Source organism: Paraburkholderia sp. BR10923 (assembly GCF_040948765.1).
Classification (GTDB): domain Bacteria; phylum Pseudomonadota; class Gammaproteobacteria; order Burkholderiales; family Burkholderiaceae; genus Paraburkholderia; species Paraburkholderia youngii.
The window spans coordinates 1-10,640 of record NZ_JBFPKO010000063.1; the positions used below are offsets into that span (position 1 = coordinate 1).

Here is a 10,640-nt window from a genome sequence, read left to right on the forward strand (position 1 = left end):
GGTTCGCGTCTCAACGCGAACCGACGCCATGTTTTTCTGCCATCACGCGTCGACAATCGTTTCGAAACCGCCATAAATTAGCCGCTGGCCGTCAAAAGGCATTGGATCTTTATCTGGTTGCAGCCGCGGGTCGGCCATTACCGCTTTCATTCCTTCTCTCGCGACTGACGCGACGGCCAGACAACCCAGGAGAACACCACTGTCTCATCATCCTTGCGCTTGATCGCCATTGGAAACGACGTCACCTTGCCTTCCGGCACGTCATCTCCCCAGCATTCGACCACCTTCAACGCGCCGTGCTCCTTGAAGACGGCCGCCGCTCTTTCGGCGAACTGTCTGTAAACTTCGCGGTTGGCTGTAGGCACGGGGACAACAAATCCATCGACGTAAGTCATTCGGAAACTCCTTTTCCCATACGGACCATAGGTGCGGTCGGCAGCGCATCGCAACACGACCGCCCATACGTACGACGAGCGGGGAGTCAAGAAATCGACAATAGTCGGTTCCCTTGCACCGATAGCCTGCTTCGACCCTAAGCGGCGCTTTCAGGGCATGGTCCCTTCTGTATAAGCGATCCCGTTTATCGTTTTGAAGCCGGGACGATCGTCTTCTTCGAACGCGATGAATCAGCTTCACGCAGCGAGACTCGCCGATGCGGTATGCGATACACCGATTGCCGAGCGGATCGCATCGACGACATGCGCCGCATCGCGCGCAATGCCGGAGAAGCGGCCCGACCCCCAGGTATGCAGCCACGGCAAGCCGATGAAATACAACCCGGCTTGCGGCGTCACGCCGCGTACGTGGGCAGGATAGCCTCGTCCATTGAATACGGGGGCGTCGATCCAACTGAAGTCCGGCGTGAACCCGATGCACCAGATAATCGACCCGATGCCGCTCGCCGCCAGATCGAGCGACGTGCGTTCGCCTTCGGGCTTCCACACGGGTTCATACGGCACGCCCGGCGGCGCGTCGATGCCCTCTCTGTCGATGAAGGCATCGATGCTCGCATTGATGCGGTTGTACGTGTCATCGGCGCTTTCCAGATTGCCGGTCAGGTTCGGCGCGAAATGAAGGTGGCCGTCGCGCACATCGTCAAGCCGGCCGTACAGTTCCATTCCTTCGAGCGCAAAGCGTCGCAAGTCGATATCGCGGCCGCCGTCGCGGCCCGTGACGTAGTGATTCGTGTTGTCCCGCACGCCTTCGCGCAACGGATGCTGATCGACGGGCATCTCGTAGTAGCCCATGTCGGCGAGCCAATCCACCACATCCCGGCCGCGATAGAAGCGCGCGCAACGCGGCGCCTCGCCGACCGCCAGATACACCTTGCGACCCGCGATCTGCAGGTCCTCCGCGATCTGCGCGCCGGATTGCCCCGATCCCACGACGAGCACCGCGCCTTCGGGCAAGGTCTGCGGACTGCGGTACTGCGACGACTGCAACTGCACGATGCCGTGCGGCAAGCGTTCCGCCATCCGCGGCACGATAGGCGTGTGATAGCCACCCGATGCGACGACCACATGATCGGCCGTGAATTCGCCATTCGACGTCGACACCACATAGCTGCCGTCATGCTGACACCTGACGCGCCTGACCTCCGTATGATCGACCACGGGCGCATCGACCATTTCGATGAATCCATCCAGATACGCGATGATCTCGTCCTTCTTCATGAAGCCGTGCGGATCGTCGCCGCGATACGGATAGCCGGGCAGCGCGCATTGCCAGTTCGGCGTGACGAGACAGAAAGCGTCCCAGCGCTGCGAGCGCCACGTATGGGTGAGCGTGTGTTTCTCGATGACGAGATGATCGATGCCCGCTTCTTTCAGATAAAAACTGATCGACAGACCAGCCTGACCGCCGCCTACGACGATAACCGTATAGTGCGGAGGCTGGTTCGATCCGGTTTGCGTCATCGCATTCGAGTTCGACATGATTCGTTCCTGCTGTTCATTGGATGGGCCGGCGCGCCGTCCTGCTCGTGACGCGAGCGGCACTCTGGTTTCACAAAAGTTCGACGATATGCACCTTGGCCTGCGCATCCGAGGCGAAGCGCTCCGCCTGCGCCTCGATCTGCGCAAGCTGGTCCATCGCAGCCGAGCACGCGAAGCCGTACTTCTCGCGTACGCGTTCCGAGCCGATATGAAGCGCTTCGCGCGCCCGTTCGACGAAGTCGTCGAGCGCATAGCGCTGCCCGGCAACGAAGTATTCGCCGACTACGGTCGAGGGCGAATAGCAGTTGGCCTCGGTGCCGTCCGGCCACCGGACCCTGAAATGCATGACAGGCATCGCGTTTCCTTTGAAAGAGAGATTCAGGCGGCGGCGGGCTGTGCATAGCGCCGGTACAAACCGATATGGCGGCGGGCGCTCTCGCGCCAACTGAAGCGATTCAGCAGGTCGGGCACCGCGTACTCGAAGTCGATGCCCCCGCGCCGGTCGAGCGCGTGTTGCAGCGCTTGCGCGATGCTGCCCGCGTCGTCAGGTTGCGCCCAGCAGCAGACGCGCTCATTCAGATGCTCCGTAAACGGCTCGATCCGCGAGACGACGACGGGCGTCCCCACGGCTAACGCTTCCAGCACGACAAGCCCGAAACCCTCGCACAGCGACACCATCGATACGACATCGGCACGTCGCATCAATGCGGGAATCTCTTCGTCGTGCAGCGCGCCCGTGACGACGATTGCCTCGCCTCGTCCAATCGCGAGGTTCAATTGCGTGGCCCGCTCGACGAATCGCCGTGTATAAACGTCGTGGTCGAGCAGACTTGCGCCGCCTGCGATGACCAGTTGCCCATCGGTGTGCGTGCGTCGGAACAAAGCAAACGCGTCGAGAAGTTGCAGTGTGTTCTTGCGCGCTTCGATACCGCCCACCGCCAGTACGACCGGCGCACCACCGATTCCGAATTTCGCGAGCGCGGTCGTATCGTTCCCCGCGTCGGCGGCCCGGAAACGCTCGACATCGACGCCGTTGCTCACGGTCGATGCCGCGGTGCCGTAATCCTTCAGCATCCTGCGCGTCCATGTCTCGCTGACGCAGAAGACCGCGTCGGCATCCGCATACGCGCGCCGCTGCCATTCGATCAAACGAGGATCGCTGAACGCATCGAGATGATGGACAGTACGCACGAAGCCGCGTATCACCCCTTCCTGACGAAGCTCGGCGAGCGCATTGCCGCCGATCCCGTCTTGCGCGTGAAGAATGTCGAAGCCCGAAGGTCCGTCGGCGCGCAATGCGGCCTTGAGCGCGTCGATGCGCATCTGCACCATCGCTACCGTATCGTTGCCGTGCACATCGACCGGAGCGAGCACGATCCGGCACGGCGAAGCACGAAACATCCGCGCGCCGTTGACCGAAGGCGCGAAGATCGTCACATCGTGCCCTGCGTCTTGCAGCGCGCGCCCGAGTTCGAGCGTGTGTACGACGCCGCCACGCGGATTCACCGAGTGCGTGAAGAGCGCAATGCGCAATGGCGTGGCGCTCATGCTGACAACGGCGCTGGGGCACCGATAAAAGGGCCATCGCCGAAACTCCATAGCAGCGCGGCATCCGTTTCTTGCATCACGACGACTTCGCGCGATGCGTGCACGCGCCCTATCGTTGCGCAAGCCAGATCGCGCTGCCGGAAGCGCGCAATGACTGCTTCGCAATGTTCTTCGCGAACCGACAGCAGGAAGCCGAAGCTCGGAAACGCGTTGAGCCAACGTTCGAAATCGACCTCCGCTGGCCGCGGAATCGCGTTGAGATCGATGCGCGCACCGACGCCCGAGCATTCGAGCAGCATCAACGAAGTGCCGAGCACCCCCGCCATACTGATGTCTTTCGCCGCATCGCAAAGACCGCTTTCCGCGAGCAGCGGCAACAGTTCGAGATCGCCGCGCAAGCGTTGCGCCGGTGCGCCGACCGATGCGTTCCAGAATGGATAGGGATCTTCGAAACGGCCCCGCAGATCGACGGCCATGATCAGACAATCGCCAGGCTGCGCGTTGAAACTGGACAGCAGCCTGTGCGCGCGGCCGACAATCGACACCGCCAGTTGTGGCTGAGCGCTGCGCGCATTGCTATGGCCGCCGACGACGGGGACGCCATACGCGCGCGATGCCGCCGCGATACCCGCGAGAATCTCTTCGGCCGCGCCGAGCCCGTCGCTCCACAGCGCATCGACCACCGCAAGCGGCCGGCCGCCCATCGCGTAGACGTCGCTAATGTTGACCATCACGCTGCTATAGCCCGCGAACCAGGGCATCGACGCGACGAAATCGGACACCAGCCCTTCGATCGCAAAGAGCAGATAACCGTCGCCATCGGCAATCGCCGCACAGTCGTCTCCCACTGCGACGGCCTGGGCGAGATCGCGCGCACCATGGGGCAAATGCGCCGCCAGCGATGCAACCACGCCCGCTATGTCGGTCTTGTGGCGAAAGCCGCGGCTTTCGCGCATGCGTTCGACCAGATCGCGCAGGCTCATGATCACCCCCGCCACGACGTGACGAAACCGCTCTCCGGCGTATGGCACGGCGGGTAATGCGCGAGATCCGCCTCCATCAGGTGATGCGGCCGGCCGAACAGCGTTTCTTCCGCGACCGTCTGCCAGTTCAGCCGCCGGAACAACGGTACGTTCTGGCTCTGCACATGCGCGAGAAAGGTCTCGCATCCAAGCGCATGCGCGCTGCTGACAGCCAGCCTGATCAGCGTCGAGCCGAGCTTGCCGTGCGAACGGAACGCGGCGTGCACCGCGAGGCGCGAGCCGAGCCACGTGCGCGGCTGCGTTGCGTGAATCCGCACCGTCCCCACCACCTGTTCGGGTACGCCGGCAACGCAGCTGAGCGCGACGAGCAGCTTCGCGTGATGGTCGATGTCGTCGCGGTCGTCGCCGACGAAGATGCCCTGTTCGACGCAGAACACCGCGCGCCGCAGTGCATACGCTTCGTTGCTTTCCCATGGCAGCGTGGCCCATTTCACGCGGTATTCGGCCGGCGTGAACGCAAGTGGCAACGCGTCGGATTCGTCGAAGGTTTCGCAGTACATGGCTAGACCTCGTACGATGCCAGCGACGAGCACGCGCCGCATTTTCCGCAACCGGCCTTGATGTCGGCGGAGCGCATCTTCGCATCGCGCAGCATCGCGCCGAGCGGCGCGAGTATCGACTTCATGAACTCGGGCGTGGGCGCGGGGTGATCTTCGAGCGGCGTGCCGCTGATCGGCACGAACGGCACGACGAACGGATAGACGCCGATGTCGATCAACTCGCGCGAGATCGACAGGATCGCCTCGGCCGTATCGCCGAGACCCGCGAGTATGTACGTGCTGACCTGCCCCCTGCCGAACACCGCGACAGCCGCCCTGAACGCTTCCATGTAACGCGAAATGGGCACGCTCGCCTTGCCCGGCATCACGCGGGCGCGCACTTCGGGGCTCACCACTTCGAGATGCATACCCAGCGTATCAATGCCGCTCGCCTTCATTCGCTCGAACCAGAGGTCGTCGTCGGGCGGCTCGCATTGCGCCTGGATGGGCAGATCGACGGCCGCCCTGATCGCGAACGCGCTCTCGCATAGAATCCGCGCGCCGCGATCGGGCGTGGGTGGCGTGCCCGTCGTGAGCACCATGTGCCTGACGCCATCGAGCAGGACTGCGGCGCGCGCGACCTCGGCCAACTGCTCCGGGGTCTTGCGCGCGATCGTGCGACCCGCCGCGAGCGACTGGCCGATCGCGCAAAACTTGCATGTCTTCTTGCGGCTTTCGTAGCGGATGCAGGTTTGCAGCACCGTCGTAGCGAGCACATCTGTTCCGTGCAGCGTCGCGATGTGCGAATAGGGCACGCCGTCGAGCGTTTGCAGCCGCGTGAAGCGTGGCGCTTTCGGGAAAGTGATGTTCGCAATCGGAATCGTGCCGCGCATCAGCGCGCTTTCGCCCGCTTCGTCGGGCACGCCGGCGACGAACGGCGAATTCCACGCCGAGCTCGTGTGCACCGGCACCATGATCGTCACGCCATCGACCGTCACGGCCTTGTGGTCGGAAGGTCCCGCGCCACCACGCCGGCTGGCGGCGCCCGCGCTCGGATCGACGAGACGCAGGCCCGCCGACTGCAACTCCGTGCGCAATTCCATCATCTCGCGCGCACTTGCGCCCTCAGACGAGAGATTCATGCTGGCATTCATCCTGACCTCCACTCGTGGTTTCGGACCCAAGGTCCGCGCTCGCGGTCACAAACGCCGCAGACATCGGCGCGACGGGCGTCGCGGGGCGATCGTTGATGGCAAGACTGAGCAATTCAGGGCGCGCATAGTGGCCGACCGAATCCATCATGCGTTTGCGCTTGGTGATCAGCGCCATGTCGAGATCGGCGACGACCATCCCTTCGCCTTCGCGCAGCGGCTCGGCAAGGTGCTGCCCTTCGGGCGAAACGATGGCCGTCATGCAACCGCCGCGCAGCGCCTGTTGCAGCTTAGGGTCGGTCGTCACCGACTCGATTTGCGCTTCGCTGAGCCAGCCCGTCGAATTGACGACGAAGCAGCCCGATTCGAGCGCGTGATGACGGATCGTGACCTCGATCTGCTCGGCGAAAATCGGACCAACGAGCGAGCCGGGAAACTGGCTGCAATGGATCTCTTCGTGCTGCGTCATCAGCGCATAGCGCGCCAGCGGGTTGTAATGCTCCCAGCACGCGAGCGCGCCGACCCGTGCGATGCCCGTGTGCGCAACCTTGAGGCCCGCGGCGTCGCCTTGTCCCCAGATCATCCGTTCATGAAACGTCGGCGTGATCTTGCGGCGCTTGAGCACGAGGCGACCGTCGACGTCGAACACGAGTTGCGTGTTGTACAGGCTGCCGTGATCGCGCTCGTTGACGCCGAGCACGACGACCATCGCATGACGCCGCGCACGTTCCGACACAGCCTGAGTGACTGGCCCCGGCACGACGACGGCCTGCTCATAGAGACGCATGTGATCGGCGCCCGACGCTACCGGCGGACGCACGAAAGAGAAATACGGGTAGTACGGCACGAATGTCTCGGGAAAAACGATCAGCCGTACGCCCTGTTGCGCGGCTTCGTCGATGGCGGCGCACACCTTCTCGAGCGTGCCGCCGGGACGCTCGAACTCCGGCGCAATCTGCACCGCCGCCGCACGGATGATTCGTTGCTCGGACATGATCGGCACCCGGCGCGCTCAAACGGTCCACGTGTGGATGATCAGCGCGTCTTCCTTGCGATGAAGCAACTGGAGGTCGAGCACATCGAGCGGGTTGATCGGCCGGATGCCTTCGATCAGCGACGCCTCGCCGTGACCGTACAGTGCCTGCAATGCAAAGCGGCACGCATAGACCTTGCCGCCCTCCGCCATGAACTTGACCAGTTGGTTATTGAAATTCAGATGACCGGGAAACGCTTCGTCGCCGAGTGTCGGGAAGCCGCGTTGCAGGCCCAGCGTCACGCCCGGGCCATAGAGCAGCACCGACGTATCGAAGCCCTTGCGCTGAAGGCGCGTCGCCTGCAGAAGATTGACGAAGCCGATCGATCCTTCGAATGCGACCGTATGAAACGTCACCAGTGCTTTTTCACCGGGCTCGGCCTTGACGTCGGGAAAGACCTTCTCTTCGTAGTCGACCAGGTAGTCGCCTTTCTGATGCAGAGGTTGATTGACGGCGGGCATTTCGCTCTCCAACAAGTCGTGTCATTGATCGGATTGCTCAACCGGAAAGAACCGGATGGCGAATCGTTTATTGCAACGCATGTGCCAATTTCCGGCCCGGTTCATGCAATCAACTTCCAATCAATCAGAACAGGATGGTTCGAGCGATCCGAAAAATTTCTTTAGGAGCCTTGTTCGACGGGCTTTTCAGACTATTTGCAAATTTGCTCGCGCACCGTCTTTGGGCAGCGAAAGCGCATCGTTCGCGTCTGCTTGGTGCGCACTACCCCTTAAGCGGGCACGGTCCGATCAATGCGATCAAGTCTTGAATTGAACCAATACCGATTATTTTTCGGGAGAACGCTGTGCTACTTTTGAATAAAGGCAATCAGGAATCCGCATTGGGAATTACTGGCATGGACAGTCTCACGCATCACTGGCTCAAACGGCTGACCGAAAGCCGCAAGCCGGCGTATCTCGTGATACCGGATCTGATCGAAGAGGATCTGGCGAGCGGACGTCTGCGTCCGCGCGACCGGTTGCCCGGATTGCGCGATCTTGCGGGTGCCTTGCATCTGAACTACACGACCATCGCGCGCGCCTATGCGGAGGCGCGCAAGCGCGGCCTGCTCGATGCCCGCGCGGGCAGCGGCACCTTCGTGCGTGGACGTACGCAGACCTTGCCGCTTGCCGGCGGAAGCAGTGTCGAGATGTCGATGAACATGCCGCCCGAGCCCCCCGAGCTTGCGGCACGGTTGCGGGAATCGGCGGCGAGCCTGCTCGCGCATACCGATCCCTATCGCCTGCTGCGTTACCAGGACTTCGGCGGAACGCCCGACGATCGCGCGGCCGGCCGAGCGTGGCTCAAGCAACGCTTACCGGATTGCGAAGAAGGTACGGTACTGGTGTGTCCCGGCATTCACAGTGCCCTCGTCGCGCTCGTATCGCAGCTTGCGCGACCGGGCGACACGATCTGCCTCGATACGCTCGCCTATCCGGGCATCAAGGCGATCGCATCGCAAATGGGTGTGCGCCTGCAGCCACTGCCGCGCGACGACGAAGGTCCGCTGCCGCATGCATTCGAAGCGCTCTGCAGGAGCGAAAAACCGGGCGCGTTCTACTGCAACCCTACGCTGCAGAATCCGAGCACGCTCACGCTGTCGTTACAGCGGCGCGAGGCGCTCGCGGATGTCGCGCTGCGCTACAGCGTCCCCATCATCGAAGACGATGCCTACGGATGGCTGCCATCAAACAAGCCTGTGGCACTTGCCACGCTCGCCCCCGAATTGACGTGGTATGTCACCGGCTTTTCTAAAACGCTGGGTGCGGGCTTGCGTGTCGCCTATCTGCGCGCGCCCACTGTGCGGCAGACACAACGTGTGGCGGGCGCGTTGCGCGCCACGACTGTGATGCCGAGTCCTTTCACTGTGATGCTGGCAACGCAATGGGTCAATGACGGGACCGCACATGAAATGCTCGACGCGATCCGCAAAGAAGCCAATGCGCGCCAGGCGATCGTGGCACAGGAACTAGCCGACTGGCACTACGACGCGCACGACGATGGCTTCCATTTATGGTTGCGGATTCCTCCGCATTGCGACTGGAACGCGCCCGAGCTCGCGCTGCAATTGCGCAACCAGGGCGTTGGCGCGGTGGGGGGCCCTGCTTTCTCCACGGACGGCAATCCGCCGAATGCAATCAGGCTCTGTCTCGGGGGCCCGCAAGACAGAGACGATTGTCGGTACGCGCTGCAGTGCGTGGCGCAGACATTGAACGATCCGCATCATCTGCACATTCCGATGATGTAAGCCTGCTTCATGCAGTTAGAGCTTTCGGACCCTGCGTTGAAAGTCCATGCAGCCCGACAGCTTGGTCGTCAGAAACGACTGCGGCGCGCCTGCGCCGCCGGGCGGCGGGAGATGGCAGCACGATATAGCGAAACAATTGCCAGCGCCCTGCGCCATCGAGGCTCGCCGCTTCGAGCGGATCGTCGGGAATGGTCTGCAATGTGGCCAGCACCATTAGCATCGTGAACGGGAACCATTGCCACGTGTCGGCGGCGGCGACTGCCCACAGCGCGGTAGACGATTCGCGATCAACGAACTCACAGGATAACCGGCCGACTCCAGCACACGATCCGCCTGCGGGGATTTACCTATTTGCGTCATTGGCCCGCAGGTGCAACATCGCAATTGCATTGCATAATATCCATGTATACGAAACAGCCGTCTAAATGCACATACTAAAATGAAGACGTGACCCTGCTGGTCGCACCCGCGTCGCTGCTATGTTGGGCCTGAATACACGGTAGTGGATTTGCGTTCATCGTCCGTAATGATCGAGAGGCGGATGCACTGTTCACCGGCCCCGTTTCAGAAAACAAAATGAACAAACTAAATCGCAGATCATTTATCCAGACCTCAATTGCATCGGTCGGCGGATTGGTGCTGACTCCCGCGTCCGCTTATGCTGATGCGACGGTGGCACAGAAGCCTCCAGCGCAGAGCGCCGCTGGTCCGGATGACATCGTTGCCCTTGCAGACTATTGTTTGCAGACCACCTATGACAACCTGCCGAGCGCGGTGATTGCCATAACCAAGAATCAGATTCTGGACACAGTGGGCGCGGCGCTAGGGGGCACCAATGAGCCAGGAGCCAAAGAGATACGCGAGTTCACCATCGATATGGCCGGTAAGCGCGAAGCCGCAATCTGGGGTACCAGCATTCAGGTTCCCGCCCAGGATGCTGCTCGCGTCAATGCAATCATGGCTGACGCTCTCGACTATGACGATACCTATGAGCGGTCTTTCATGCACCCCTCGGTCATCACGATTCCGGCCGCCTTAGCCGTAACCGATTTGCTCGGCAATGTCAGCGGCAGGGATCTAAGGCATTGCTGATCAAGTCCACCGCATAGCTACTCGGAGCGTTATAGAGCGGAGTGGATAAGGAAGGCAGAACAGGATGAAGCAGCAGACGCTGGCGATGGCAGCTGACGAAGGTGCGGGTTT

At 62.0% G+C, this 10,640-nt stretch carries 11 protein-coding genes and 1 pseudogene; 2 read left to right on the plus strand and 10 right to left on the minus strand.

The features are described 5' to 3' along the window. Nucleotides 1-42: 42 nt before the first annotated feature. From AB3X94_RS40250 to AB3X94_RS40290, 9 genes and pseudogenes are all read right to left on the minus strand, one after another. Nucleotides 43-395: pseudogene (locus tag AB3X94_RS40250) on the minus strand (DUF1428 domain-containing protein). Nucleotides 396-632: 237 nt separating this feature from the next. Next, nucleotides 633-1,934: an MSMEG_0569 family flavin-dependent oxidoreductase gene (locus AB3X94_RS40255; protein ID WP_368614368.1), complete on the minus strand. Its 1,302-nt coding sequence runs from the start codon at nucleotides 1,932-1,934 to the stop codon at nucleotides 633-635. 70 nt (nucleotides 1,935-2,004) lie between these two features. Next, complete coding sequence (locus AB3X94_RS40260; protein WP_368614369.1) at nucleotides 2,005-2,289, minus strand: MSMEG_0570 family nitrogen starvation response protein; 285 nt, start codon at nucleotides 2,287-2,289, stop codon at nucleotides 2,005-2,007. Between the two features lie 23 nt (nucleotides 2,290-2,312). After that, entirely contained in the window at nucleotides 2,313-3,482 is a 1,170-nt protein-coding gene (locus AB3X94_RS40265; RefSeq protein WP_368614370.1) for an MSMEG_0565 family glycosyltransferase, read from the minus strand. Further along, the gene (locus AB3X94_RS40270) at nucleotides 3,479-4,465 is read right to left on the minus strand and encodes a sll0787 family AIR synthase-like protein (protein ID WP_368614371.1); all 987 of its coding nucleotides are present in this window, start codon (nucleotides 4,463-4,465) and stop codon (nucleotides 3,479-3,481) included. The genes AB3X94_RS40265 and AB3X94_RS40270 overlap by 4 nt, the downstream gene beginning before the upstream one ends. 2 nt (nucleotides 4,466-4,467) lie before the next feature. Further along, a complete protein-coding gene (locus tag AB3X94_RS40275) occupies nucleotides 4,468-5,025 on the minus strand; it encodes an MSMEG_0567/Sll0786 family nitrogen starvation N-acetyltransferase (RefSeq protein ID WP_368614372.1) in 558 nt (185 codons plus the stop codon). A gap of 2 nt (nucleotides 5,026-5,027) precedes the next feature. Then, on the minus strand, nucleotides 5,028-6,158 hold the full coding sequence (locus AB3X94_RS40280) for an MSMEG_0568 family radical SAM protein (protein WP_368614373.1): 1,131 nt from the start codon (nucleotides 6,156-6,158) through the stop codon (nucleotides 5,028-5,030). After that, a complete protein-coding gene (locus tag AB3X94_RS40285; protein ID WP_368614374.1) occupies nucleotides 6,130-7,149 on the minus strand; it encodes a Nit6803 family nitrilase in 1,020 nt (339 codons plus the stop codon). The genes AB3X94_RS40280 and AB3X94_RS40285 overlap by 29 nt, the downstream gene beginning before the upstream one ends. Nucleotides 7,150-7,167: 18 nt before the next feature. Beyond that, on the minus strand, nucleotides 7,168-7,650 hold the full coding sequence (locus AB3X94_RS40290; protein WP_013093336.1) for an MSMEG_0572/Sll0783 family nitrogen starvation response protein: 483 nt from the start codon (nucleotides 7,648-7,650) through the stop codon (nucleotides 7,168-7,170). A 395-nt stretch (nucleotides 7,651-8,045) separates the two neighbouring features. On the opposite strand from AB3X94_RS40290, the gene AB3X94_RS40295 reads away from it, so the two are divergent. Continuing rightward, nucleotides 8,046-9,437 carry a PLP-dependent aminotransferase family protein gene (locus AB3X94_RS40295; RefSeq protein WP_368614375.1) on the plus strand — a complete coding sequence of 464 codons (1,392 nt, stop codon included), beginning with the start codon at nucleotides 8,046-8,048 and terminating at the stop codon, nucleotides 9,435-9,437. Nucleotides 9,438-9,444: 7 nt separating this feature from the next. On the opposite strand, the gene AB3X94_RS40300 is transcribed toward AB3X94_RS40295, so the two are convergent. Next, nucleotides 9,445-9,651: an ABC transporter permease subunit gene (locus AB3X94_RS40300; protein ID WP_368614376.1), complete on the minus strand. Its 207-nt coding sequence runs from the start codon at nucleotides 9,649-9,651 to the stop codon at nucleotides 9,445-9,447. Nucleotides 9,652-10,013: 362 nt separating this feature from the next. On the opposite strand from AB3X94_RS40300, the gene AB3X94_RS40305 reads away from it, so the two are divergent. Further along, nucleotides 10,014-10,529: an MmgE/PrpD family protein gene (locus AB3X94_RS40305; protein WP_368614377.1), complete on the plus strand. Its 516-nt coding sequence runs from the start codon at nucleotides 10,014-10,016 to the stop codon at nucleotides 10,527-10,529. Nucleotides 10,530-10,640: the final 111 nt, after the last annotated feature.

Bases quoted from the DNA above. Each gene is read 5' to 3' on its own strand.
- AB3X94_RS40255 (WP_368614368.1), bottom strand. From the start codon at position 1,934: ATGTCGAACTCGAATGCGATGACGCAAACCGGATCGAACCAGCCTCCG.
- AB3X94_RS40260 (WP_368614369.1), bottom strand. From the start codon at position 2,289: ATGCCTGTCATGCATTTCAGGGTCCGGTGGCCGGACGGCACCGAGGCC.
- AB3X94_RS40265 (WP_368614370.1), bottom strand. From the start codon at position 3,482: ATGAGCGCCACGCCATTGCGCATTGCGCTCTTCACGCACTCGGTGAAT.
- AB3X94_RS40270 (WP_368614371.1), bottom strand. From the start codon at position 4,465: ATGAGCCTGCGCGATCTGGTCGAACGCATGCGCGAAAGCCGCGGCTTT.
- AB3X94_RS40275 (WP_368614372.1), bottom strand. From the start codon at position 5,025: ATGTACTGCGAAACCTTCGACGAATCCGACGCGTTGCCACTTGCGTTC.
- AB3X94_RS40280 (WP_368614373.1), bottom strand. From the start codon at position 6,158: ATGAATGCCAGCATGAATCTCTCGTCTGAGGGCGCAAGTGCGCGCGAG.
- AB3X94_RS40285 (WP_368614374.1), bottom strand. From the start codon at position 7,149: ATGTCCGAGCAACGAATCATCCGTGCGGCGGCGGTGCAGATTGCGCCG.
- AB3X94_RS40290 (WP_013093336.1), bottom strand. From the start codon at position 7,650: ATGCCCGCCGTCAATCAACCTCTGCATCAGAAAGGCGACTACCTGGTC.
- AB3X94_RS40295 (WP_368614375.1), top strand. From the start codon at position 8,046: ATGGACAGTCTCACGCATCACTGGCTCAAACGGCTGACCGAAAGCCGC.
- AB3X94_RS40300 (WP_368614376.1), bottom strand. From the start codon at position 9,651: ATGGTGCTGGCCACATTGCAGACCATTCCCGACGATCCGCTCGAAGCG.
- AB3X94_RS40305 (WP_368614377.1), top strand. From the start codon at position 10,014: ATGAACAAACTAAATCGCAGATCATTTATCCAGACCTCAATTGCATCG.